Raw genomic sequence first — 25,419 nt, 5'->3', positions numbered from 1 at the left:
GCCAAAGCCGTGCTCGGTGTACGTGTTACTTGGCGGCGGACATCTTAATCTTGCCGTCAATGATGTCCTGCTTCAGTGCATCAACCTCGGACTGCAGATCGGCGGGGACCTTGTCGGCGAAGTTGTGGAACGGCGAGAGTGAAACTCCGCCGTTGGACAGGGTACCCACGTAGGCCTCGGACTTGAACTTATCGTTCAGTCCCATCTCGATGGATTCTTCGACGGTCTTGCCCATTTCCTTGATGACCGAGGTCAAGACGGCATCCTTGCCGTTCTTGGCGTAGTCGAACCCATCGGTGTCAACCCAGACAACGGCGTCGGTCGTGGAAGCAGACTCGTTGACGGCATCTACTGCCGTCTGACCCAGCGGACCTGCCACCGGCATGATGACGTCCACGCCATCGGCCAACAGGTTGTCAGAAATCTGACGGGCCTTCACGGTGTCGGTGAAGTCGTTGACGAAGGACTTGGAGCTACCCCATCCAACAACCTTGACGTCCTTGTTCTTGACCTCGTTGAAGTGGTTGACGCCCTGCAGGAAGCCCTCCATGAAGATGGTGACGGTCGGGATTTCGGCACCACCAAAGGTCCCGACCTTCCCGGTCTTGGAGTATGCGGCTGCCGAGTAGCCGGCCAAGAAGGCGGCTTCGTCGGTGTTGTAGCTCAACGAGCGAAGGTTTGCCGGAAGCGTCTTGTACCCGTAGTCGACGATGGCAAAGTTAACTTCTGGGTACTTCTTGGCAGCTTCCAAGGTGGCATCGCCGATGTTGAAGCCGGCGGTCGCCACGATGTCGCAGCCTGCGCTGACCATCGATTCAATGTTCGGCTTCATGTCGGTGGCGGAGTTGGACTCGGCCTTGTTGATCTTGACACCCAAGTCGGTTTGGGCCTTCACGAGGCCCTCGTAGGACGCCTGGTTGAACGACTTGTCGTCGAATCCACCCTCATCGGAAACCATGCAAGCCGTGTAGTCGACGGTCGGAGCCGAGGAACTAGACGTACTTGCCTCGGGGGCCGCACCGCAGCCGGAAAGAACGAGGGCAGAAATGCCGAGAATGCTTGCGGCCATGCCGGCCTTGCGCTTGATGATGCGCATATGGGTTTCCTCCATTGAGTTACGAGCTACAAGTACCGTGGCTTCGAAGTCTCAGGAGTTACCGTTCCGAGTTCTTGCTCACGATGGGGGTCATTGCCGCCAGCAACCTGTGGTGCTGACATGAATCCGGGATCCTTCGGTACGCGCTGGGAACCACCGGGTGGCCCCCAGCACATTCGGAAAGAACGGCTTCACAACTACATAGCCTAGCGCCCATTGTGACCGAGTCGATAAAGAAAGTGTTACAAGCAGATAACGCTCCGGGACCGCTCTAACTCTCCTGCGCCAACTTCAGCTGCGCGATCGCCCGCAGTGATGCCGCTGCCATCACCGTCACGCCGACCTCGATGGCTGCCTCGTCGGGAATGTAGTCCCCGCGGTGCAGGTCATAATCTTCGCCTCCCGGGGTACGTGTGCCCAAGCGCATCATGGCACCGGGAACCTTGTTGGTCATCCAGGCGAAGTCCTCCCCGCCCATGGATTGCGGCGTCAGAACAATGGCCGCGGACCCTATCTCGGCACGGGCCGAGTCCTCAATCAGGTCGGTTTCCTCTTCGGTGTTGATCACTGGGGGCACACCGCGGATGTGTTCGAGCTTCACCTCAACCCCGTAGGGACTGGCGACCTGACGTACCACTTCGTCCAGCAAGTCCCCTGCTCCGGCCCAGGCTTCGCCATCGAGGCAGCGCATGGTGCCCGCCAAGTATCCGGTGGCGGGGATCGCGTTGGGTGCGCTGCCGGCGTGGATCTGTCCCCAGACCACCGAGACGGCACTACGCACGTCGATGCGTCGGCTCAAGACCGCCGGCACATTGATAGCGATCTGGCTCATGGCAAAGACCAGGTCTTCGGTCAGGTGCGGACGGGAGGTGTGCCCGCCACGACCGGTGAGTTCAATCTTGATGGTGTCCGAGGCGCTGGTGATGGCACCAATACGTGTGCCAATTTTCCCGGCATCGATGCGTGGTTCGCAGTGCAAAGCCAAAATGCGTGGGACCTCGTCCAGGATGCCGGCGGCAATCACCGACAACGCGCCACCTGGCATCTTTTCCTCGGCCGGCTGGAAGATCACCCGAATTCGTGCGCCCAGTGGCTCCTGGTCATCCATGGCCTTCAGCGTCAGGGCCACCCCGAGCATCACGGTGGTGTGAATATCGTGGCCACAGGAATGGGCCACCCCGGCAACAACCGATGCGTAGTCGAGCCCGGTTTCTTCAAGAATCGGCAAGGCATCAATGTCGGCGCGCAATCCCATGGCGATGGGCCCGGTGCCGATGTCAACGTACCCGCCGGTCTCCGCATCCCCGATCTCGGCCAGGGTCACGGGCGTCAGACCCGCCGCACGAAGCTTGCTCATGATGCGTTCGGTGGTCTTGTACTCCACAAACGACAGCTCAGGGTTGGCATGGACTTCGCGACGGAAGTCCACCAGTTCGTCGAGCATGGGCTTCACCCAGGGCTTGACGGAAGGCAATGTCAGGTCTTGATTCATACTCGTGCGCACCTAACCGACAATACGCGTTTCTGCCCACGCTTGTGCAGTGCGCTTCCTATTGTTGCTCCGATCACTTCTTTAGCTCCAAACCACGCCCCGTCCCTCATGCCAGATGCCCCGATGCCAAACCACGAAGATCATTCATGGAGGCACCGGGGCATCTGGGTTGGGGCAGCTCTTAGCCGTTGGCCTTGATCAGTTCGGCACACCGCTCACCGATCATCATCACCGTGATGTTCGGGTTCACCGTGACGAGGGCCGGCATCACCGAGGCATCGGCCACGCGCAGGCCCGAAACGCCTTTCACGCGCAGTTGCGCATCAAGCGGGGACATCTCATCGTCGTCCGCCCCCATGCGCACCGACCCTGCCGGGTGGTACACGGTGTTGTGGGTGCGTTTGATGTAGTCGGCGATCTGCTCATCGCTCTGCACCTCCGGCCCCGGGTACAGCTCGGTTCCGGCCCATTCGGCCATGGCCGGCTGGGAGACGATCTCGCGGGCCTTGCGGATTCCGGCGATCATCACCTCCATGTCGTGGCCCTGCTCATCGGTGAAGTAGCGCGGGTCGACCTTGGGCTTATCGCGGAAGTCCCTACTGCGCAGCCGTACCGTGCCGCGGGACTTGGCCCGGGTCACGTTGGGGGTCAGGCAGAAGGCGTTCTCCGAGGTCGGGTAGCCCTGGCGCAGCGTGTGCATGTCAAAGGGCACCGAGCCATAGTGCATCATCAAATCGGGGCGGTCCAGGCCCGCCACGGTGTGGGTGAAGATCCCAATTTCCCACCACTGGGTGGATTCGGTGACCATGGGCTTCTTGGCTTCCCACTGGATCACACCCTCGGGGTGATCCTGCAGGTTCGAGCCGACGCCCGGGGAATCGGCGAGCACCTTGATCCCGTGCTCGGCCAGGTGCGCTGCCGGGCCGATGCCCGAGAGCATCAGCAGCTTCGGCGAGTCGATGGCGCCGGCAGAGAGGATGACCTCGCGGCGGGCGCTCAGCTGTGTGGTGCGCCCGAAGGCACCCTCGAGAACATCCACGCCGATGCAGGCCTTGGCCTCGTTGAAGCGCAGCTTGCTGGCTTGGCGCCCGGTGAGCAGCGTGAAGTTCTCCCGCTGCGCGATCGGGTGGATGTAAGAAACCGAGGAGGAGGACCTGGTTCCATCTTCCAACCTGTTGATCTGGAAGAAGTTTGCCCCGTTGAGCACCGTCTGATTGTTGTTAAACGTGGCCCGCGGGATTCCTGCCTGTTCGCAGGCATCGAGCACCGCAACCCCGCAGGGGTCATTCGGCGGCACGTTCATCAGTTTCACCGGTCCCGAGTCCCCGTGGTGGGGAGCCTCGGGCCCGGCATCTTCGTTATTTTCCAGCTGCTTGTAGAGCCGGTACCCGGTTTCTGCGTTCCACCCGGTGGCCCCGTGCTCGGTTTCCCAGGCGTTCAGGTCCTCGGCCGGAGCCCAGAACGCGATGCAGGAATTATGGCTCGAGCATCCACCCATGACCTTGGCGCGCGAGTGGCGCATGAACGAGTTGCCGTTTTCCTGCTCTTCGATGGGGTAGTCCCAGTCGTAGCCCGACTCGAGTAACTCCATCCAGCGATCCAGTTGCAACACTTCATCAATGCCGCGGTCATCCGGACCCGCCTCGATGAGCGCGACCGTGACGGACGGGTCCTCGGAAAGCCGGGCTGCCACTGCTGCGCCGGCAGATCCGCCACCCACGATGATGTAGTCGAATTCGGTCTCAGGAGTCGATGCGTTGTTGTTGCCCACGTTGAGGTTCTCCATTCCTAGCTGTCCGTATCCTGTGCCTGTGCGCCAAACCAACCGGTGACCTGAGGGTCGAGGTTCTGGTAGATGTGTTTGGCTTCCTGGTATTCGGCCAGGCCCGTGGGGCCCAGCTCGCGGCCCACGCCGGAGGCGCCGAAGCCGCCCCATTCTGCCTGCGGCAGGTACGGGTGGAAGTCGTTGATCCAGATGGTGCCGTGGCGCAGACGCCCCGCAACACGCTGGGCGCGTCCGGCGTCCTGGGTCCAGAGCGCCCCGGCCAGCCCGTACTCGGTGTCGTTGCCGATGGCCACGGCCTCGTCCTCGGTACGGAAAGTCTCCACCGTCAGCGTCGGGCCGAAGGCCTCGTCGTGGGCTACGCTCATCTCCCCTGTGACCTGATCCAGGATCGTGGGCAGGTAGAAGTGCCCGGATTCCAGGTCCTTGCCGTCTTGATTGGTGGCCGCGCGGCCACCGCAGCGCAGTCGTGCGCCCTCGGCGATGCCGGCCTGCACGTAGGCGTCGACCTTGGCCAGATGAGCTGCGGAAATCAACGGGCCGCTCTCGGTATTTTCGTCGAAGGGCCCGCCCAAGCGGATCAGCTGGGCGCGTCGCACCAGTTCATCAACGAAGGCCTCCGCAATGGATTCCTCCACCACCAGCCTGGCCCCGGCGGAGCAGACCTGGCCGGAGTGGACAAAGGCGCCGTTCAGGGCGTTGTCCACCGCGGCGTCGAAGTCGGCGTCGGCGAAGATCACGTTGGGGTTCTTGCCGCCCAGTTCCAGGGCGACCTTCTTGACGGTGCCTGCCGCGGAGGCGGCGATAACGCGCCCGGTGACCAGTCCCCCGGTGAAGGAGACCATGTCCACGTCGCGGTGAGTCGACAGTGGCGGGCCGACCTCGGACCCAGCGCCGGTGACTAGGTTGGCCACGCCAGCCGGCAGGCCAAGTTCTTCGAGCACCTCCATCATCAAGATGGCGGTGGAGGGGGTCAGCTCGGCGGGCTTGAGCACGAAGGAGCAACCGGCTGCCAGAGCGGGGGCGATCTTCCAGGCGGCCTGCAGCAACGGGTAGTTCCATGGGGTGATCATCGAGACCACGCCCACCGGCTCGTAGACGATCTTCGAGACCACGTTGGGGTCCCCGGCGTCCACGACCCGGCCCGATTCCTGGCCAGAAAGCTTGCCGAAGTACCTGAAGCTCGCGGCGATGTCCTCGATGTCTAGGCGTGCCTCGTACATGCGCTTGCCGGTATCAAGGGCCTCGGCGCGGGCAAATTCTTCCTGACGTTCGAGCAGCCGGTCGGCGACCTTCAGCAGGAAGTTCCCGCGCTCGGGGGCGGGGACCGAGGCCCAGACACCTGAGTCGAAGGAGGCTCGCGCCGCTGCGATGGCGCGCTCTGAGTCTGCGGCGCTGCCTTCGGAGACGGTAGCGACGTGCTCTCCGGTGCCCGGGCAGGTGATGTCCCTGGTTCCGCCGAGCGCTGCCGGGGCCCAAGCCCCGTTGATGTAGATGGTGCTAGTCATGGCGTTGCTTCTTCCTTGGTGGTCTCGGGGTTTTCGGGGGTTTGTTGTGGTGCCGCGGTGTCCTGCACGTTCTCAAAGTCGGAATCCCAATCGGTCTTGGGAATGGTGGCTTCGGCGATCCGGCTGGGCCCGTCGGCATTTTCTTGCTCTCGCAGGAACGAGAGGTGAATTTCGTATTGGTCAAGGACATCGCAGATGATCTGTTCTCGCGTGCAGCCCATGAGGTCGTACCCGTGGCTGCCCTCCTGGGAGAAGACCTCCATGCGGTAGTACTGCTCCCCGGTGGAGGAATCCCGCGCGAAGCTGGGCACCTTGAGCTGCACCGGATACACCTGGTACTTGAAGGGGCGCTCCCCGCCGTGCTGCACCACCAGGTCCACAGACTTGACACCCAGCTTGCCGACCGGCTCGTCCACCAGCACGCCAATGACTCCGGATTGGGCGAACTCGTTGTTCACTTCTTCCAGGGCGGGACGGACAATTTCCTGCATAAAACGCTGCGCCTGACGCTGTCCCGGGTAGGACATGGTGCGGGCCAGTCGCTGTCGCCAACTGCGTCGCTGGTCCACGCCCGTCGAACCGGGACGCGAGGTGAGCACGGTGTGCAGAGAGTTCTTATAGCTGCCAGCCAGGGCACGCTCGACACGCAGCGCCTTGTAGAGCCCGAGCATGATGAACACCAACACCACCGAGAACGGCAGCCCCATGATCACGGTCGCATTCTGCAGTGTCGGCACCCCGCCGACCAAGAGCATGGACAGCGTCAGTAGGCCGGTGGCAACCGACCAGAAGACGCGGACCCACTTCGGACCGTCGGACTCTGCGTCCTTGAGGTGTGAGGTGAAGTTGGCCATGACCAGGGCGCCCGAGTCGGCGCTGGTGACGTAGAACAGCAGGCCGGTGAAGGTGGCGATCGCCGCGATCAGTGGCACTGCCGGGTATTGGGCCAGCAGGGCATAGAACGCCTGTTCGGGGTGGTTCATGGCGACATCGCCGAAGGCCGTATTGCCGCCGCGAACTAATTCAAGGGCGCTGTTGCCGAAGATCGAGATCCACAACAGGATGAAGGCGAAGGGGACTACAAGCACACCGGTGACGAACTGGCGGATGGTCCGGCCGCGTGAGATGCGGGCCAGGAAGAGCCCGACGAACGGGGCCCAGGCGATCCACCAAGCCCAGAAGAACAGGGTCCAGCCGTTGAGCCAGTCATCGGGGCGATCGTAGGCGAAGGTGTTCAGCGCCATGCCCGGGAAGCGCGAGAGCGTATCTCCGATGTTCAGGATGATGCCGTCAAGCAGATAACGGGTGTTGCCGGCGACGAGCACAAAGAGCATCAGGCCGATAGACAGGATCACGTTGAGTTCGGAAAGCCGGCGGATGCCCTTTTCCACCCCGGTCAGCACCGAGATCGTGGCCATCACCACGGCAATGGCGATGAGCACAATCTGCACCGCGGGGGTTTCCTCGATGCCGAACATGAAGTTCAGACCGAAGTTTAGTTGGGCGACGCCGATGCCCAGTGAGGTAGCGATGCCGAAGATAGTGCCCAGCACCGCGGCGATATCCACTCCGTGGCCCAGCGGTCCGTGGATGCGCTTGCCCAGGATGGGGTAGAGCGCCGAGCGGATCGACAGCGGCAGGTTGTGACGGTAGGCGAAGTAGCCCAGGGCCAGCCCCATCAGGGCGTAGAGTCCCCAGCCGAGCAGGCCGTAGTGGAACAGCGTCCAGGCCATTGCCTGTCGGGCAGCTTCGACGGTGCTGCCGTCCCCTGTGGGAGGGGCAAGGTATTGGGCCACCGGCTCGGAAACCGAGAAGAACATCAGGTCGATACCGATGCCCGCAGCAAAGAGCATTGCTGTCCAGGTAAAGAGATTGAAAGTGGGCCGCGAGTGGTCGGGGCCCAGTCTGGTCTTGCCGACCTTAGAGATGGCGATCGCTATAACAAAGGCCAGGACGGCCACGACCACCAGCGAGTACCACCAGCCGAAGGTGGAGCCGACCCAACCGACGACCGCGCTGATGACGCGGTCGGCGCCCTTTTGGTCCAGCATGGCCCAAAGCGCAAAGCTCAGGATCGCCGCGGCGGAGCCAAAGAACACCACTTTATTGATGCGGTTTGGGCCCGCATCCGGTGGAATGGAATTTTCGGTGTTGTCTGTGGGTCGTACAGGGCCTTCGGAATTTTTGACGGCACTCATGTTTCGAGAGCCTAGCAAGCCTTTCGTGCGCACGCACCCACTGGGGCGCGTATACCATATGAGCTATCGTGAGAATCTTCACGGGTCTTGCAACCGCGCCGGAAACTTGTTAGTAGCAGGTAGGTTTTGGGTTTTAGGCAGACAAAAGCCCCGCACCATCCTGGAGTCGCCGCGCCAGAAATTTCAAGGGACGATCCTTCACTGAAATAGGTACGGGGCCGCGGAGAGACCCGCAATTTGCCGGCTGCCTCAAGCTATAGGACGTCGACGGCGCCGTCTTTCTTGAGTTTCTCCACCGTGCTTTTAACCGACTGAGCGTGTTCCTTGGTGGTCACCAAGAGCGCATCCGGAGTATCAACCACCACCACGTCATGGATACCAATAAGGGCTATCACGCGCTTGGAGTCGGTAACGACCACACCGGTGGCGTTATCCGAGTAAACACGTGCATTGGCGCCGACCACCGTCACACCGGTCTTCTCACTCGCCGGGTTCAGGCGGCCAATGGCCGCAAAGTCTCCGACGTCGTCCCAGTTGAAGACCCCGGGAATCACCGCGACATCCCCTGCTGCTGCTGCGGGTTCGGCCACGGCATAGTCGATCGCGGTTTTGGGCAAGGTGGGCCAGATCCGGTCGATGGTCTCAACCCGGTCACCAGATTCCCAGGCCGCAGCTATTTCCATCACACCCGCGTAGAGCAATGGCTCGCTGGCTTCCAGGTGCTTGAGCATCAGGGATACCGGCGCAACAAACATGCCTGCATTCCAGAGGTATCCTCCGTCGGCCAAATAGCGGCGCGCTGTGTCCTCATCAGGCTTTTCCACGAATTCGACCACATCGCGTGCGGTCGGGGCCCCGGAAACGTTCAGGCGTTCCCCGGCTCGGATGTATCCGAAGCCAGTGGACGGAAGTGTTGGGCGGATGCCGATGGTGACGATCTTTCCCGTTGCAGCCGTGTGGATGGCCTCACGTACGGCATCTTGGAAGACGGCAACCGGGACGATGACCTGGTCGGCGGCAAATGATCCCATGATCGTCTCGGGGTCACGCAGGTAGAGAATCGCTGCGGCCAGACCAATGGCTGCAGCTGAGTCCTTGGGATCCGGTTCTAAGACCAGATTCAGTTCGCTGATCTCGGGCAGTTGCGCCAGCACGGCGGTACGGTGGGCCCGTCCGGTAACCACCATGATGTTGTCACCCGCCAACGGAATCAACCGCTCGTAGGTGGCGCGAATCAGTGTCGATCCTGAGCCGGTCAGGTCGTGAAGGAATTTGGGGGCCGCGGCACGCGAGAGCGGCCACAGTCGAGTACCGACACCTCCAGCGGGGATAACCCCGTGGAATCGTGCTAAGAGTTCAGCGTTCATCCGACTAAGGCTAGTGGATGAAACCGAACAATGCCCGATTGCCCCATTGAAAATAGGGTACTTAAACCTTTTGTATTTCGCTGATTTCATGGATATTTAGGCAATTAATGCCCTCATCTCGTGACCCTACTCACAGGCTTGCCGCAATGAATGGGCATGCCTACCTATGGTGGTCTAAGATCGGGCAAGGAACGCTCGCACTACGGCGTCAATTTTTTGTGTGGAAGATACACATGCGCCCTTGTGAGTCATGGAGGTTAATTCAGTGTCGAAGACTTCGTCAGGCACCCTCTACCGCGGCCATGAAGGCATGTGGTCTTGGGTAGGACACCGCGTAACGGGTGTCGTAATATTCTTATTCCTTTTGGTTCACGTGTTGGATACGTCATTGGTCCGGGTTTCCCCGGGCGCTTATGACGCCATCATGGGTACCTACAAGAACCCGCTGATGGCACTGGGCGAAACCGCTCTGGTCGCCGCCATCGTCTTCCACGCGTTCAATGGCTTGCGCCTGATCCTGGTTGACTTCTGGAAGTCGGGAACAAAGTACCACCGCCAGATGCTTTGGGGCGTTTTGGCCCTGTGGGTCATCACCATGTTGGCATTCTCGATCCGCCACCTGTCACTCGCCTTTGGAGGTCACTAAGCCATGTCGGCAGATATTGCTGCTCCGCGCAGCCAACGAATCGATCCGAAGTACAACCGCGCACGCACCTCGCGCGGCAGCTTCGAAATGGTTGCATGGCTCTTCATGCGTCTCTCCGGTGTCGCTCTGGTCATTTTGATCTTCGGGCACCTCTTCTCCAACCTCATGCTCGGCGACGGTATTAACGCCATCGACTTTGGCTTTGTAGCTGGCAAGTGGGCCGATCCGGTATGGCAGTTCTGGGACCTGGCGATGCTTTGGCTCGCTATGCTCCACGGCACCAATGGTGTTCGCACCATCATCAATGATTACGCCGAGAAGCCTGCCACTCGCACGTGGCTCAAGGGCATCCTCTACGTTGCCACCATCGTCATTGTGGTCCTGGGCACCCTGGTGATCTTCACCTTCGATCCGTGCATCCCCGGTAGCACCCTTCCGGTCTGCCAGTAATCTTCGGCACCCGTTCGCCGAAGTAACGAATTCAAGAAAAGAGAGCATCAGGTATGCAGGTACACAAGTACGACGTCGTGATCGTCGGAGCAGGCGGCGCAGGCATGCGCGCAGCCATCGAATCCGGCCAGCGCGCACGTACGGCCGTTCTCACCAAGCTTTACCCAACTCGTTCGCACACCGGTGCAGCGCAGGGTGGCATGTGTGCGGCTTTGGCCAACGTAGAAGAAGACAACTGGGAATGGCACACCTTTGACACTGTCAAGGGTGGCGACTACCTCGTTGACCAGGACGCGGCCGAAGTCATGGCGAAGGAAGCCATTGACGCGGTACTCGACCTGGAAAAAATGGGCCTTCCGTTCAACCGAACCCCCGAAGGCAAGATTGACCAGCGCCGCTTCGGTGGCCACACCCGCGACCACGGCAAAGCCGCCGTGCGCCGCGCCTGCTATGCAGCAGACCGCACCGGCCACATGATTCTGCAGACGCTGTACCAAAACTGCGTCAAGCACAACGTTGAGTTCTACAACGAGTACTACGTTCTGGACATGCTCACCGTCGAGGAAGATGCCTTCCGCGAAGACGGCACCGCCTACAAGCAGAAGCGCGTTGCTGGCGTTGTTTCCTACGACCTGGCCACCGGCGAACTTCACGTTTTCCAGGCCAAGTCCGTCATCTTTGCTACCGGCGGCGCCGGCAAGGTCTTCAAGACCACTTCCAATGCGCACACCCTCACCGGTGATGGCATGGGTATCGCCTTCCGTAAGGGCATCCCGCTGGAAGACATGGAATTCGTGCAGTTCCACCCGACCGGTCTTGCCGGCTTGGGAATCCTGCTCTCCGAAGCTGCACGTGGCGAAGGCGCAATCCTTCGTAACTCCGAAGGTGAGCGCTTCATGGAGCGCTACGCACCGACCATCAAGGACCTCGCACCTCGTGACATCGTCGCCCGGTCGATGGCCAATGAGGTCCGCGAAGGTCGCGGTTGCGGCCCGAACAAGGACTACGTCCTGCTCGACCTGACCCACCTGGAGCCGGCTCACATCGATGCCAAGCTCCCGGACATCACCGAGTTCGCACGCACCTACCTGGGCGTCGAGCCCTACACGGAGCCGGTTCCGGTCTTCCCGACCGCCCACTACGTCATGGGTGGCGTTCCCACGAACATCGATGCCGAGGTCCTCCAGGACAACGACACCGTCATCCCGGGTCTCTTCGCCGCTGGCGAGGTTGCCTGCGTTTCTGTCCACGGTTCAAACCGTCTGGGCACCAACTCGCTGCTGGACATCAACGTGTTCGGTAAGCGCGCAGGTATCTCGGCCGCCAAGTATGCACTGGGCGCCGAGTTCGTAGAACTTCCGGAAGATCCGGAAGCCTTCACGGCCAACCAGATCGAAGCCATGCTTTCCTCCACGGGTACCGAGCGCGTAGCAGTATTGCGTAAGGAACTGCAGGAAATCATGGACGCCAATGTTCAGGTGTTCCGCGACAAGGACTCGATGGACCGTGCACTGGTGGTCATTGAGGAACTGCGCGAGCGCTACAAGAACGTTTCCGTCCAGGACAAGGGCAAACGCTTCAACCTGGATCTGCTCGAAGCCATTGAACTTGGCTTCCTGCTGGACATGGCCGAGGTCATGACCGCGGCCGCCATGTACCGCAAGGAATCCCGCGGCGGACACTACCGCGAAGATTTCCCGAACCGCGACGACGAGAACTTCATGAAGCACTCGATGTCATACAAGGACGATTCGGCATCCACCGAGGGCATTTCCGGTATCCGCATGGAAACCAAGCCCGTTATCTTCACCCGTTACCAGCCGATGGAGCGTAAGTACTAATGAGCACGGAACTTCCGGAACCAGCATCGAAGATTGAGCTGAAGCCAGGCGTTGGCGGCGGCGGAGAAATCCCGCAGTTCAACATCACCTTGCGCGTTCGCCGGTACCTGCCGGAGACCACCGCAGACGCGTACTGGGAAGACTTTGAGCTGACCATGTACGGCACCGACCGTGTGCTCGATGCCTTGCACAAGGTCAAGTGGGACCACGACGGCTCGCTGTCATTCCGCCGCTCTTGCGCCCACGGCGTTTGCGGCTCCGATGCCATGCGCATCAACGGTCGCAACCGTCTGGCCTGCAAGACCCTGCTCAAGGACCTGGATCACTCCAAGCCGATCACCGTTGAAGCCATCAAGGGCCTGCCCCTTGAAAAGGACCTCATCGTTGACATGGAGCCGTTCTTCCAGTCCTACCGCGAGATCATGCCGTTCTTGATCAACAAGAGCCACGAGCCTTCGGCGGAGCGCTACCAGTCGGCAGAGGACCACGCCAAGTTCGAGGACACCACCAAGTGCATCCTCTGCGCCGCGTGCACCTCTTCCTGCCCGGTCTTCTGGACCGATGGTCAGTACTTCGGCCCGGCAGCAATCGTCAACGCTCACCGCTTCATCTTCGACTCGCGCGACGATGCAGGGGATATGCGTTTGGAGATCCTCAATGACAAGGAAGGTGTGTGGCGCTGCCGCACGACCTTCAACTGCACCGAAGCATGCCCGCGTGGCATCCAGGTGACCCAGGCAATTGCCGAGGTCAAGCAGGCCATCTTGGCTCGCTCCATCTAGTTTCTAACTAGACCCTAGTGTGGTCCGGATTCCCTTGGGGGAAACCGGACCACACTGCTTTAACCAGTATTCCCGCCCCTTTCGTGGGGACTTGGTCGGGGAACCGGGTGAGGAAGTGGAAAAGACCTCGCTGCATCGCGGTGCTGCAGAAATGATCTTGTCTTTAGGGCGCCAGTGGCCACCTCAGGGCACGACTGAACCGGCCGCGCCGATCGATGGGCGCGCCTAGTTGCGCTTGGCTCGCAGTCGCTGAACGTCTGCCGACCGCACAGCCACGATCGAGGCTGAAAGCAAGTATGTCTGGCCCAGCAGGTTGAACCAGACAAAGAGTCCTAGGATCACCGCGAAGGGCGCCAGGACCACGTTATTGGTCAGTGAGGCCAGGAGCGTGGCCGAGAGGAAGCGCAGTACCGTGGCCCCGGCCCCTGCCAGAAGCACACCGGCCACCAGTCCCCCATCAATGATCTTGGCCCGCGAGGCGACCCGCAACAGGACCCAGGCGGTGGCGCAGTCCAAGGCAAACATTGCCACGATAAAACCAACCCGACTCAACGCGCTGGTCCACCAGCCACCGAGATTCAACAAGTGTCCCAGTGAATCGATCATTGAGGATGAGACGACGGCCAACGCACTGGATGTCACCAGGGCCACAGCCAAGAGCAGCAATAACAACGCATCACGCAGCTTGGAGATGACGGGGTTAGAGCGGTCGCGGTGCAATCCGAAAATGGTGCGAATGCCCTCGCGCAACCCCGCCAGCCAGCCCAGCGAAGTAAAGATTAAGGCTCCCACCGAAATCATCAGGGTCAGCCCAAAGCCGCCAAGCCCCAGAAGATCTTCGGGCTTAGCTAAACCACCGTGCCCGGTGTTGATGAGTCCCGGTGTACTCGCGGCGACCATGTTGATGATGCCATCGCGCAGCACCGGGTTGTCCGCGGCAAAGATGCCCAAGAGAGAAAAGCCCGCGACCAACATCGCGGCAATGGAGAAGAACATGCGGTAAGCGCCGCCGGCCGCCAATAGCGGACCGCGGCGTCTGACATACAAGTTCCACACGCGCATTGGGTACAGCGCATAGCTTTTGGCCGTAAGCAGGATGAAGAAGGCCTTGATTCGCTGCCATGAAGATCCCGAGGCGCGGGCCATATAAAGTTCTTGGGCCTTAACTCGAATAAAGGAGTCAAGGGCTCGAGGGTCCAGTGGAGATGGCGGGGCCACCACGGGCGCGCCAATAAATCGTCGAGCCACCAAGCCCGGTGCCCGCGTGCCCAGCTCGGCAGCAACGGGGTCAATAGTAGTGGTGTTGGAGTCCTCGAGTGCGAGTCCGTCCGACGCTACGTCCCAGTCGGGCTCGGTGGCCTGCTTAGTTCGCCGGCCCGCCAAGGCCCAGCTCCTCGCGCAGTGCCCATGCACCACTGGCATCAAGGCCAAAGAGGCCAATGGAATCAACGGTGAAGCTCAAGGATTCGTCGCTCAATTCTTCTTGTGCCAGATCCATTGCCGCTTCGTCGACCTCGTGGGCGATCGTCAGATGTGGGTGGTATCCATAGCTGACCTCGTGCTCAATGGGGCCGGCAACCAGCGCCGCGTGCAGCCCTTCACATACCTCCGCGCCTTCCTTGACGTTCAAGTACACCACCGGATTGATGGGCCTAAAAGTCCCGGTGCCGTGCAGGTGCACGGTAAATCTCGAGGCCTCGGCAGCTACCCGATGTACGTGCTTAACCGCAGCAGCCCAGTCGGTGGTGTAGCCGGAGACCAGGGTGATATGCGGGGCGATGAGGGCAGATTTTTCCCCACCGTAGCGCTGGCGCCAGCTCCGCAGTGAGTCCTCAAGCGGGGCAGGGATCTCGATGACGACCCCCAGCGCCGTCGCTGATGCGGCGTCGCTGGGAGTCTGTTGCCCTGCCTCGGTGCCCATGGTTAGCGGATCCCGCCCAAGGGAGCCATGAAGCCAACACGCTCATAAACATCGGCCAAGGTCTTTGAAGCGACCTCTCGAGCCTTTTGGGCACCGGCAGCCAGGATCGAGTCCAGTTCGGCCGGGTCTTCTAGCAGTTCCAAGGTGCGAGTACGGACCGGAGTCAGTGCCTCCACGACGGCATCCGCGACGGCCACCTTGAGGTGTCCGTACATTTTGCCTTCAAATTCGTTAACCAGCGTCGGGATTGGAGTCCCGGAAACGGCAGAGAGGATTTCGAGCAGGTTCGTCACCCCGGGCTTGTTGGCCCGATCGTGGGCCACCACGGTGTCGGCGTCGGTGACGGCCGACTTGATGCGCTTAGCGACGATCTTGGGGTCATCGAGGATGTTGATCAGACCGTTGGGGCTCGAAGCAGACTTGGACATCTTGGAGGTGGGGTTTTGCAGGTCGTAGATCCGGGCACCCTCCTTCTGGATGAAGGCCTCGGGCACCACAAACGTCTCACCGAATCGATGGTTGAAGCGGTTGGCCAAATCGCGGGCCAGTTCAACATGCTGGCGCTGGTCATCGCCCACCGGAACGCCCTGGGGCTGGTAGAGCAGGATATCGGCAGCCATGAGGACCGGGTAGGTGAACAGACCAACGCTGGAGACATCCGCTCCGCCCTTTGAGCTTTTGTCCTTGAACTGCGTCATGCGGCTGGCCTCACCAAAGCCGGTCAAGCAGTTTAATACCCAGGCCAGCTGCGCGTGTTCGGGAACCTGCGACTGGACGAAGAGCGTTGACTTTTCTAGGTTGATGCCACCGGCGATGTATTGCGCCGCCGTGACGCGAGTGCGCTTGCGAAGTTCAACCGGATCCTGCGGGACCGTGATGGCGTGCATATCGGGGATGAAGAAAAACGCCTCAAAGTTATCCTGGGCCTTGACCCAGTTGACCAGAGCGCCGAGGTAGTTGCCCAGGTGCAGGGAATCTGCCGAGGGCTGCATTCCGGAAAGAACGCGGGGACGTGCGGAGGTGGCGAGGGAATCGCTCATGATGGAGAAAAGTCCTTTAGAACTGGTAGTCGACGACTAGCGGTGCGTGGTCGGAGAAGCGCACGTCGTAGCTTGATGCGCGGTCAACGACGGATTTAGTCGCGAGAGCAGCGAGTTCCGGGGTAGCCATGTGGTAATCGATGCGCCATCCGGTGTCGTTAACGAAGGCCTGGCCCCGCCACGACCACCAGGTAAACGGACCGTCAACTTCGCCGGCCAGCTCACGGGCAACGTCCTTGTATCCAATTTCATCACCGAAGAAGCGGTCGAAGTAGGCACGTTCCTCGGGCAAGAAACCCGAGCGCTTAACGTTGCCCTTCCAGTTCTTGATGTCTAGGGTCTTATGACCGACGTTCAAGTCACCAACCACCAGCACGTAGTCCTTTTCGGACTTCAACGCTGGCAGGTGCTCGATCATACGGTCAAGGAAGCGGAACTTGTCCACCTGTTTGGGGGTATCTACCTCGCCGGAGTGCACGTAGGCGCTCACGACGGTCAAGATCTTGCCATCGGCTAGCGCGAAGTCGGCTTCAACCCAACGACCAGTGGTTTCGAAGTACTCGTCCCCAATATGGCTTCGAGTGGCCACTGGTTCCACGCGGGAAAGCACCGCAACACCGGCGCGGCCCTTGTCGCTGGCCTCGGCATGAAGAATGTGCCAGCCGTCGCCGATGAGCTCGCGCAGGATCGCATCCGGTGCCCGGACTTCCTGGAGGCAAAGAACGTCAACATCACGTGCCGCAATCCAGTCGGCCATGCCGCGCTTGTAGGCCGCACGGACCCCGTTGACGTTAACCGAGGCGATTCGTAGCGAACCGTCGGACTTGGCCAGGATCTCTTCTGAGGTAGGTATCACGCCATCAACCTTACAGATAGTTGTCTAAGGCTTCACGGCTACGTTGCCGGGGTGTCGCCAGAGTGACGAAACGGTGCCGAACTAGTCGATAACTTCGCCAGTCATTGGCTCGCTGCGACCCGATGGCTTCATCATGTCGCGGGCGTTGGAGGCAGTGATCTCAATGGTCTCCAGGGCGCGGTCCACCATGCCTGCTGCCTCGGCACCTTCTTGCACGCGGTACTCATTCACAACCTTGGTCTGCACCTGAATGATCTTGAACGAGTGGTCGAGTTTCAGATCGCGGTTGCGTGTTGCCTCGTCAACCGTGACGGGGCTGGTGGCACCACCCTGTCCGCGGGATGCGGCTGCAGCGGTGGCGGCCTTGAGCTGGGTCGTCATTTTTGCTGCGCCACGCTTTAGACCAAAGACCAAGAAGGCAGAAAGCAAGAGCCAGCCCAGGGAAATCACCACGACGAGCCAACCAATAACGTCGTTTTGGTTCGCGGCGAAGACCACAGCAACTAAGAAGATCGTGACCATGACGGCCAGCGAAAGCGTCGATGCGTTGAGGGTGATTTTTTTGCCCTGCGCGGGGGCCGAGCTACTACCAAGGGGTTCCATGAATCCATTCTCTCAAATGCTCGCGGGCTGGACCGAATTCGCGTAAGAATTGCGATTGTTAGCTTAATTGCCGCGCGGCCCACCGTGAGAATAATGAGCAGCGAACAGCCGGCGAAAGGGACGTTCGTTCCTTTCACCGCCGGTCACTATTTGAACGGGTTCCACGCCGCCGCCGGAAACAGAAATCCTAGCGAAGAGCGTGCCATCAGGAAGCCCACGATTCCCACAACCCAAAGCAGCGTCTCGCCCGAGGCGCGAGTAAGCCACGACGACAGCCTGTCCAATGGTCCTTGTAGGCGCTCACCGGCGGCGGCCCGTACACCAATGGCAAGGAACCCAGGAATGAGCATCACCAGGCAGTAGGCGGTCAATAGCCCGGCTTGGGCTGCTAAGCCGTACGAGCTCTGAGCCAGGAGGCCCATGGCGCCGAGGTACGGCAGCATGGTGGGCAGTTCCAAGAGACCTGCGGTGATTCCCAGTCCAACAATTCCCCACGTACTACCGAGTGCCGTATCGATTCGCCACGCCCATCGTCCTTCAGCTTTCGGAAACTCCGTGGCGGCACTGCCGTGAGGCTCGCTTGCCAGCGTGGAACCTGATGATGCGACCCGCCCGCTCGTGGGCGCCATGATGCCCTGCGCCCCCTGATCCTGCTTCCGAGGGTTTTTACAGATCGCCCAGATGAGCATGACTCCCCCGAGCACCAGCATCATCCAACGGATCACCGGCGACTGCGCCAAGGACCCGGTGATGACGTCTTCTAAGAAATGTACGCCACGCAGCAGTGCCAGCCCGATGGCGAGATAGAAGGCACCTATGACACATAAATAAAGCACGGCGGCACGTAGATCGCCGCGCTTCCTGGCGCGCAGGACCAGCCAGAGAGGGATCACCAGAGTTCCAATGCTGGTGGCATCGATCAGGGCGAGCACGCTTAGGGAAGCAAACAATCCAACGGTTCCTAGCATCATGACTCAAGCATCCACCGCGATGCGACAAGACAGCGTCCTGCGTTCGACTCATCTGGTGTCATACCTTCGTAGGATGGACCGTTCAATTCTGGGCAGCCGCGATCAAGGAAACGTGAGATATCTGGGCCTCACGATGGCTGGATCCACGGCTGATATGCGGTACTTGCTGGGCCTGCGGACAGCATCACCGAGCCACCATAAGACTCCACTCTGTGGCAACCCATGAACAACAGGGCCAGAATAGTCCTTGGTAAATACGCGCTGACGTACGACGATGAAGGGGTGCCAGCCGATACATACACCCCAGCGAAGGGCCGGCCACGGCTTTTCCACTTGATGCGTTACGAGGATCTCGGACCGGCGTTGGTCTACGTTGGCATTACGTGGTTGCTCCATGCACTGTCGATGAGCAACGACGCCCTGTGGGGATTCAGTATCTTTGGCGGATGGTGGCCAGTAGTACTCGGCGTTGGTTGCCTCGCCATCATCCTTCGGAGATGGCATGCGCCCACGTGCGCTGCCGTCATGGCTTTCACTGGCATTGTGTTGTTGCTGATCGGAAGCACCGGTGGTTTCTTCCTGATTTTTGAGTGCATTTTCACGCTCGTTTTACTGGGTGGTCAAAGAACGTCAAAGCTCACCGAACATGGAGCCTTGGTGCTGACGCTGTTGCTGGCCGTGGGGATGTACTTTGTCACCGGGTCAGCGGGTATCAGTGTGACTCTTGGCTTGGCCGCAACCCTCACTCTGGTCATGCCCGCTCAATGGGCAGCAAATGTTCGCCATGCACGTGAGCTCGCATCCAGCGAGGCCAAAACCGCTGCGGCAGTCACCGAGGCAGCGGCAGCACGTGCGGCGGCCCAAGATGCCGAACACGAGCGGTTGATGACTCTGGAACGAAGCGTTATGGCCCGCGAAGTTCATGATGTTTTGTCGGCCAGGCTCTCCGCCATCGCTCTGCAAAGTGGCGCGGCATTAAATGCTCCGCAGAATACGGCGCTCAACGATCGAGCCATGGAACAGATCCGCGCGCAGAGCGTGCAGGGAATCGAAGAACTCAGGACGATGATTCGTTTACTCCATGACGGAGTTCCGCTGGAGCCGGCCGGAACCCTTGCAGATGTGCCAGCACTTATCCAGACCTACAGCGGCACCGGCCTCAACATCACCTATAACAATCACCTTGCACCACGCGATGTGATTGCCCATGCACTAGTTCAGGCAACGCTGTATCTGAGCATCAACGAGGTCCTCATCAACTTTTCAAAACATGCACCCGACGGGGAACTGACCATGGAGTTGGCTCGCCTCGATGACTCCGTGCACTTCACGGCGAGCAACACGGTAAAGGACACCCACGATGGTTCTCGGACAATGCAGGGCACGGGCACCGGCCTGCGAAGCATGCGCGCACGCGCCACCGAAATGGGGGGATTCTTTGACTCCGCAACGGAAAACAACAGGTTCACTCTTTGCGTGCAACTGCCGATACAGGGCGGATTATCCACGGATGCGTCCGATTCAGTGGCCGAAAACAACAAGGGCCTCCCTCTCGCACGTCGAAAGGCCCCACAATGACCGATGAGACAGACGAGCAGTGCACTCATGCCCCAGGGGTGCGGGAGCAAACCATCAGAGTCCTGCTAGTGGATGACCATGAAGCCATCCGTTTAGGCATGCGTATGGTAGTGGAATCGGCGGCTGGGTTCGAAGTGGCTGGCGAAGCGAACAACGGAGTAAATGCGGTTACCCTGGCAACTGCCGTGCGCCCCGACATCATCCTGATGGATCTGCGGATGCCCATCATGGATGGGATTGAGGCCACAAGGCTTATTTCGGCCCAAGCAATCTCAAAGGTCTTGGTATTAACGACCTTCGATCACGACGACTACCTATTCGGCGCTTTGTCAGCGGGAGCTAATGGGTTCCTGCTGAAGAGTGCAGCCCCACGCGATATTATCGCGGCCATGCATGCAGTTCTCGAGGGAGACCAAGTACTGGCGCCGGAAGTCACTGCCACCATTGTCAGGGCCGCACTCGACGCAAAAACCTCGGCTCCACAGAGCACTGCAGATTGCGATCCACGCGAACTACTGACCGGCCGTGAATTGGATGTCCTCAAGGAACTTCGAACGGGTTGCACCAATTATGCGATCGGACGGAGCCTGGGAATCAGTGAGACCACGGTGAAGACCCACGTGTCGCGAGTCATGAGCAAGCTCGGTGTTTCTTCTCGGGTGCAGGCTGCGCTGATCGCACACGTCACGTTCGAAAACGACTGAGGCAATTTTGCATCACAGATTCGTGTCGAACCGTGTTTTGGCCGGTTACCAGCTCACCAGACAAAAGGGGTGTTTCTGTGGATCGAGGAACACCCGAAAGCTCTTGGAGCCCGAAGCCATGGATGTCGCACCCATGGACAGGACCTGAGACTCGGCAATATCAAGGTCTTTAACTCGAACGTCAATGTGCGCTTGTTGAGGATGCACATGCCCTGGCCATTCCGGAGCTACATAGGGATCCACCCGCTGAAAGGCGATTGCTGGTCGATCCGGGGCGTCGCCAATGCCAACCCAGTCGTCCTCGTTTTCAACACGAACCATGCCCAGCAGCTCTTCATAAAACGCTGCCAAGGAATCCGGATTTTCGCAGTCAATCACCAACGCTTGCCATGAACCAACCATGTCCGCACGCCCTTCAGTTGCCTACATTATGGGAGATTTCTTGCCCCATTAGTATGCACCGGTTGTTACTAAGCAGCCAGAGCTACCTTCGAAAAACTGGTCTCGCGGTGGCGTTCATTCTCGTGCGTGATCCTTCGACGGGCGCCGTTATCGAAGGTGGTCTACTCCGTCGAACTGGAACTGAGCCGTTTGTATTCGCCAGCTATCTACCCCTAGCGATTCGGAGACGGTCGATGTAGCTCCAAGGCAAGATCAAGCATGGCTTCGGCACTTTTTGAGAGCTTGACGCTCGCCTGCCAAATCATGGAAATCGGCACATTGCGGGTGGCCGGATGGATCGGGCGGACAGCAAGTGGCAGGCCCTCGTAGGAGAAGTCGGACGCTGGACGCTGGACTAAGATGGCGTATCCCATGCCGCGAGCAACCATCGAACGGGTCACTTCAAAGTCGGTAGTACGGTATCGAATCACGGGTGTCAGACCAGCTGCCGAGAACATCATCTCGGTGTTCTCTCGGCTCGGATTCACATCCAGCAGGATCATCGGCTCGCCAACAAGCTCGGCGAGCGCAATCCGTTCTTGGGCTGCTAGTCGATGGTCAGCTGGCAGCACGACGCTCGGCACCGCTTCGCGTAAACGTGTGCGGTTCAACCCCTGTGGAACAGTAAATTCATAGGCAATGGCCAGATCCAGCTCCCCGGACATCAATTTCTCGTGGATCTCTTGCTGCGTTCCGGCGAAGAAGTCGAGTTCCACCTCCGGATGGCGGCTACCGTACTCGGCCATGAGCTCGGTCAGTATGGTGGGCGCCAAGGACGAGTAGCACCCGATGGATAGCTTGCCGCGTAAGGTGTTCCCGGCTTCGCCGGCCATCACTTCTAGGTCCGTTGCTGCATGTAACAATCCCCGTGCCTGAGAAAGTACATACTGACCCGAGGGTGTCAGGAGAACCCCATGGGCTTTGCGACGAATCGTCAGTTGAGAATTGAAGGCACGTTCGAGTTCATTCAGTGCTCCGGTGATGGCCGAGGGCGAGAGCAACATGGCTTCCGCGGCGCCGGCGATGGAACCGTGCTCCCCCACAGCAATAAAACACTCCAATTGCCGCAACGTATAGCGCGCCATAACACCTCACTAAAACCGTGGATACTTCACTGAAACTCGTACTTTACCCGATGTTATGCGACAGCTCACACTAGAGGTCAAGAAGCCGACCATATCTCGCAGGAGTCCGATCACCATGAGTACATCCAATGCCCCGACCGGCGTTTGCCCCTTCTCCGGTGCCACTGGCCCAGCGGAAACGGACCCACCAGCTGAACCGGTAGCGGCCCCGCCTATTTCCGCGTCACCCGGTACCTTTGCCGAAGCACCCGTGGCCGGATGGGTGACCATCCCTGACCTTTATAACGATCCTTTCCCCATCTACCAGCGAATGCGTGCCGAATCGCCCGTGCACTGGGTTCCTGCGGTTAATAGGTACATGGTGACCTCCTACGCTGCCTGCCACGAGATCGAGCAGGATGAAGCGCGGTTCTCTGCCGATGAAAACAATTCGCTGATGAAACGTGCCATGGGGCATTCGATGCTGCGCAAGGACAATCCAAAGCATCAGGTGGATCGCGACTCCTACGGTTCGACGCTGCGCCCTGGCACCATCAAAAAGCACTGGAACCAGATCTTCGCGTCCAACCACGCCAAATCCTTGGACGCCCTGATCGCCAAGGGACCAGGAGCCGACTTCGTCTGGGACTACGCGGCTCCATACACGGCGGAGAACCTGCGACTGATTTGCGGTTTCCACAACGCAACGCAAGAGGACCTGCAGCGCTGGAGCCAGAGCATGATCGATGGAACGGGAAACTATGCCGATGACCCCGAGGTCTGGGCCAAGTCCGCCGCCGCATCGGAAGAGGTCAACGCGGCCATCGACGAGATGCTCCCCTACCTAGCTGCTAACCCTGACCATTCATTGCTCTCTGGCCTCGCTTCCTTACCTATCCCCCTGGAGGCGATCCGAGCCAACCTGAAGATGACCATCGGCGGTGGGCTGAACGAGCCACGCGACGTGCTGGCCACCACCGTCTGGGCACTACTGAATCACCCCGAGCAACTGGCCGCCGTCAAGAGCGACCCCAAGCTGCATGCTGTGGCCTTCGAAGAGTCGGTGCGCTGGGTAGCACCCATCGGCATGTACCCCCGCGAAACCACCGCGGATGTGGTGCTCGAGGGAGTGCATCTTCCCAAGGGCTCCCGGCTAGGCGTGGTGTTGGGTGCGGCGAACCGGGATCCCAGGATCTTCGAGGATCCGGAATCGTTCAACATTTTCCGTCCCAAGAAGCCACATCTTGGTTTTGGCGGCGGAGTGCACTTCTGCGCCGGCACGTGGATCGCCCGGGCACAGGTCGCCCAGATCGCCATGCCAGCGCTCTTTGAGCGAATCCCCGACCTTCGCCTCGACCCCTCCAGTCAAAGTATCGACGCCGGTTGGGTCTTCCGCGGTCTGACCAAAATGCCCGTGACCTGGGGATAGTCCGTCCCTCCACGCCCAGCAATTCTTCCCACTCGAATTTCTCCCCATACTTCAGGAGCGTTGTTCCTCATGCCCACCATCACCTTTGCCCAGTCCAGCGGTGCAACCACCGAAATCACCGTCGCCGAAGGTACCTCCCTCATGCGCGCAGCAGTCACCAACTCCGTGGACGGAATTGTCGGCGAATGCGGCGGCCAGGGCATGTGCGCCACCTGTCATGTCTATGTTCGCCCGGAGTTCACTGATCAGCTACCCGAGCTCAGCGACGACGAGGACGAGATGCTCGATTGCACCACCGCCGAGCGCACCGATTCATCTCGCCTGGGCTGCCAGATCAAGATGTCCCCAGCTTTGATGAATATCGTTGTTGATGTCCCCGCGGATCAGGTGTAATCACTATGGACGCCAAACGCGCTGAGCACACGGTCATCATTGGTGCCGGGCAGGCCGGAATCCAGGTAGCCGATTCCCTGCGAGCCGAGGGCTACCCCGGAGCCGTCACCGTTCTTAATGACGAATCTGCCGTTCCCTACCAGCGACCTCCACTGTCCAAGGACTACTTGAGCGCTGCCGCCGAGGGTACCGCGCTGCCGCTGCGCGGGCCCGACTTCTTTGAATCCAAGAACATCACTTTGCACTCCGGCCGCGCCGTCGCGGTGGACACAGATGCACGTAAGGTGAGCCTTGATGGCGGCACCGTACTGAACTACACCCATCTGGTTTTCGCCACCGGGGCGGCGAACCGGCCACTGTCCTGCCCGGGCGCCACCTTCGAAGGTGTCCATGCTCTGCGTACACTGCGTGATGCGCTGAACCTGCAGCGCGCTCTCGCAACGGCTCAAAGGGTTGTTGTCATCGGGGCCGGCTTTATTGGCCTAGAGTTTGCCGCCGCCGCCCACGCCCGCGGGCTCGAGGTAACGGTGCTGGAATTTGCTTCCCGCCCCATGGGCAGGGCCCTGTCGGCGACGGCCTCCCAGTGGTTCGCCGAGCGACACCGTACCGATGGAATCGATCTGCGTTTGAACGAGGGGGTAGCCTCCATTGAACGTGATGAGGCGGGACTGGTGGTCATCTCCACCACCGGCCGTCGGTATCCGGCGGACCTTGTCCTCTATGGCGTGGGAGTTCTTCCACGCACCGAGGTGCCGCAGGCGGCCGGGGTGGCCACGGACAACGGGGTCTTGGTGGACGCAGCGCTTCGTACTTCGGTTCCAGGAGTGTTGGCCGTTGGTGACTGCGCCTCGTTCCCCAATGTGCACACCGGTACAAGGACCCGGCTTGAATCGGTGCAGAACGCCACCGATCAGGGACGCCATGCGGCCCGCAGCATCATGGGTGAGAACAGCAGTTACGCTCAACTCCCGTGGTTTTGGAGCACCCAAGGGGCACTACGGCTGCAAATCGCCGGGATTTCGGAGCCGACGGATGAACCGGTGATCCTAGGCGATCCCAGCAGTGGCAAATTCTCCATCGCGCTGCTGCGCAACGGAGCGTTGGCGGCCGTGGAGTCGGTGAACTCGCCCGCCGATCACATCGCTGCCCGCAAGCTCGTGGGACAGAACATTTCCGTGGATCCAGCCACCTTGACCCACCCCTCATTTAGCCTTAAGGCTCTGGCCAAGACCCTGATTCCGGTCCCCTCGTGAGTC

At 60.1% G+C, this 25,419-nt stretch carries 23 protein-coding genes; 9 read left to right on the top strand and 14 right to left on the bottom strand.

Features of this window, described 5'->3' with window-relative positions:
• Positions 1-25 precede the first annotated feature (25 nt).
• From HED64_RS11860 to HED64_RS11835, 6 genes are all read right to left on the bottom strand, one after another.
• Positions 26-1,096 carry a BMP family lipoprotein gene (locus tag HED64_RS11860; protein WP_168152211.1) on the bottom strand — a complete coding sequence of 357 codons (1,071 nt, stop codon included), beginning with the start codon at positions 1,094-1,096 and terminating at the stop codon, positions 26-28.
• Positions 1,097-1,367: 271 nt separating this feature from the next.
• The gene (locus tag HED64_RS11855; RefSeq protein WP_168152210.1) at positions 1,368-2,588 is read right to left on the bottom strand and encodes an amidohydrolase; all 1,221 of its coding nucleotides are present in this window, start codon (positions 2,586-2,588) and stop codon (positions 1,368-1,370) included.
• Between the two features lie 181 nt (positions 2,589-2,769).
• Positions 2,770-4,374 (bottom strand): GMC family oxidoreductase, encoded by a 1,605-nt coding sequence (locus HED64_RS11850; RefSeq protein WP_168152209.1) that lies wholly within the window; start codon positions 4,372-4,374, stop codon positions 2,770-2,772.
• 2 nt (positions 4,375-4,376) lie between these two features.
• The gene (locus tag HED64_RS11845; protein WP_168152208.1) at positions 4,377-5,879 is read right to left on the bottom strand and encodes an aldehyde dehydrogenase family protein; all 1,503 of its coding nucleotides are present in this window, start codon (positions 5,877-5,879) and stop codon (positions 4,377-4,379) included.
• Positions 5,876-8,077 (bottom strand): choline BCCT transporter BetT, encoded by a 2,202-nt coding sequence (gene betT, locus HED64_RS11840; RefSeq protein WP_210149612.1) that lies wholly within the window; start codon positions 8,075-8,077, stop codon positions 5,876-5,878. The genes HED64_RS11845 and betT overlap by 4 nt, the downstream gene beginning before the upstream one ends.
• 254 nt (positions 8,078-8,331) lie before the next feature.
• Positions 8,332-9,444: a mannose-1-phosphate guanylyltransferase gene (locus tag HED64_RS11835; RefSeq protein ID WP_168152207.1), complete on the bottom strand. Its 1,113-nt coding sequence runs from the start codon at positions 9,442-9,444 to the stop codon at positions 8,332-8,334.
• Positions 9,445-9,709: 265 nt separating this feature from the next.
• Between HED64_RS11835 and sdhC the strand changes: the two genes are divergently transcribed.
• Genes sdhC through HED64_RS11815 form a run of 4 tightly spaced genes read left to right on the top strand, consistent with a single transcriptional unit; the run spans position 9,710 to position 13,163 of the window.
• Positions 9,710-10,090, top strand: coding sequence for a succinate dehydrogenase, cytochrome b556 subunit (gene sdhC / locus HED64_RS11830; RefSeq protein WP_255557286.1), 381 nt, complete (start codon positions 9,710-9,712; stop codon positions 10,088-10,090).
• Between the two features lie 3 nt (positions 10,091-10,093).
• Positions 10,094-10,540, top strand: a complete 447-nt coding sequence (locus HED64_RS11825) for a succinate dehydrogenase hydrophobic membrane anchor subunit (RefSeq protein WP_132362049.1) — start codon at positions 10,094-10,096, stop codon at positions 10,538-10,540.
• Positions 10,541-10,593: 53 nt separating this feature from the next.
• Entirely contained in the window at positions 10,594-12,381 is a 1,788-nt protein-coding gene (sdhA, locus tag HED64_RS11820) for a succinate dehydrogenase flavoprotein subunit (protein ID WP_168152206.1), read from the top strand.
• Complete coding sequence (locus HED64_RS11815; protein WP_168152205.1) at positions 12,381-13,163, top strand: succinate dehydrogenase iron-sulfur subunit; 783 nt, start codon at positions 12,381-12,383, stop codon at positions 13,161-13,163. The genes sdhA and HED64_RS11815 overlap by 1 nt, the downstream gene beginning before the upstream one ends.
• A 225-nt stretch (positions 13,164-13,388) precedes the next feature.
• Here the strand turns inward: HED64_RS11815 and HED64_RS11810 are convergent, their stop codons facing one another.
• From HED64_RS11810 to HED64_RS11785, 6 genes are all read right to left on the bottom strand, one after another.
• Positions 13,389-14,546: a YihY/virulence factor BrkB family protein gene (locus HED64_RS11810; RefSeq protein WP_168152204.1), complete on the bottom strand. Its 1,158-nt coding sequence runs from the start codon at positions 14,544-14,546 to the stop codon at positions 13,389-13,391.
• Positions 14,527-15,084 carry a 2'-5' RNA ligase family protein gene (locus HED64_RS11805; protein WP_168152203.1) on the bottom strand — a complete coding sequence of 186 codons (558 nt, stop codon included), beginning with the start codon at positions 15,082-15,084 and terminating at the stop codon, positions 14,527-14,529. The genes HED64_RS11810 and HED64_RS11805 overlap by 20 nt, the downstream gene beginning before the upstream one ends.
• A 2-nt stretch (positions 15,085-15,086) precedes the next feature.
• The gene (gene trpS, locus HED64_RS11800; protein ID WP_168152202.1) at positions 15,087-16,124 is read right to left on the bottom strand and encodes a tryptophan--tRNA ligase; all 1,038 of its coding nucleotides are present in this window, start codon (positions 16,122-16,124) and stop codon (positions 15,087-15,089) included.
• 16 nt (positions 16,125-16,140) lie between these two features.
• Positions 16,141-16,980: an exodeoxyribonuclease III gene (locus HED64_RS11795; protein WP_132362061.1), complete on the bottom strand. Its 840-nt coding sequence runs from the start codon at positions 16,978-16,980 to the stop codon at positions 16,141-16,143.
• A gap of 81 nt (positions 16,981-17,061) precedes the next feature.
• Positions 17,062-17,583, bottom strand: coding sequence for a hypothetical protein (locus HED64_RS11790; RefSeq protein WP_168152201.1), 522 nt, complete (start codon positions 17,581-17,583; stop codon positions 17,062-17,064).
• A 146-nt stretch (positions 17,584-17,729) separates the two neighbouring features.
• Positions 17,730-18,533, bottom strand: a complete 804-nt coding sequence (locus HED64_RS11785) for a GAP family protein (RefSeq protein WP_168152200.1) — start codon at positions 18,531-18,533, stop codon at positions 17,730-17,732.
• A gap of 243 nt (positions 18,534-18,776) precedes the next feature.
• Between HED64_RS11785 and HED64_RS11780 the strand changes: the two genes are divergently transcribed.
• A complete protein-coding gene (locus tag HED64_RS11780; RefSeq protein WP_168152199.1) occupies positions 18,777-20,132 on the top strand; it encodes a sensor histidine kinase in 1,356 nt (451 codons plus the stop codon).
• Positions 20,129-20,836: a response regulator gene (locus HED64_RS11775; protein WP_168152198.1), complete on the top strand. Its 708-nt coding sequence runs from the start codon at positions 20,129-20,131 to the stop codon at positions 20,834-20,836. Before HED64_RS11780 ends, HED64_RS11775 begins: the two co-directional genes overlap by 4 nt.
• 45 nt (positions 20,837-20,881) lie before the next feature.
• On the opposite strand, the gene HED64_RS11770 is transcribed toward HED64_RS11775, so the two are convergent.
• The gene (locus tag HED64_RS11770; protein ID WP_168152197.1) at positions 20,882-21,238 is read right to left on the bottom strand and encodes a VOC family protein; all 357 of its coding nucleotides are present in this window, start codon (positions 21,236-21,238) and stop codon (positions 20,882-20,884) included.
• A 212-nt stretch (positions 21,239-21,450) separates the two neighbouring features.
• Positions 21,451-22,362, bottom strand: coding sequence for a LysR substrate-binding domain-containing protein (locus tag HED64_RS11765; protein ID WP_245325947.1), 912 nt, complete (start codon positions 22,360-22,362; stop codon positions 21,451-21,453).
• Between the two features lie 115 nt (positions 22,363-22,477).
• Between HED64_RS11765 and HED64_RS11760 the strand changes: the two genes are divergently transcribed.
• The 3 genes from HED64_RS11760 to HED64_RS11750 all read left to right on the top strand — a co-directional run bounded on the left by HED64_RS11760 (position 22,478) and on the right by HED64_RS11750 (position 25,416).
• Positions 22,478-23,770: a cytochrome P450 gene (locus tag HED64_RS11760; protein ID WP_168152196.1), complete on the top strand. Its 1,293-nt coding sequence runs from the start codon at positions 22,478-22,480 to the stop codon at positions 23,768-23,770.
• A 69-nt stretch (positions 23,771-23,839) separates the two neighbouring features.
• Positions 23,840-24,163, top strand: coding sequence for a 2Fe-2S iron-sulfur cluster-binding protein (locus HED64_RS11755; RefSeq protein WP_168152195.1), 324 nt, complete (start codon positions 23,840-23,842; stop codon positions 24,161-24,163).
• Positions 24,164-24,168: 5 nt separating this feature from the next.
• Complete coding sequence (locus HED64_RS11750) at positions 24,169-25,416, top strand: NAD(P)/FAD-dependent oxidoreductase (RefSeq protein WP_168152194.1); 1,248 nt, start codon at positions 24,169-24,171, stop codon at positions 25,414-25,416.
• Positions 25,417-25,419: the final 3 nt, after the last annotated feature.

Origin of the sequence: Paeniglutamicibacter terrestris (genome assembly GCF_012271785.1) — a bacterium.
GTDB classification, from domain to species: Bacteria; Actinomycetota; Actinomycetes; order Actinomycetales; family Micrococcaceae; genus Paeniglutamicibacter; species Paeniglutamicibacter terrestris.
This window is presented reverse-complemented; position numbering and strand designations above follow the sequence as displayed.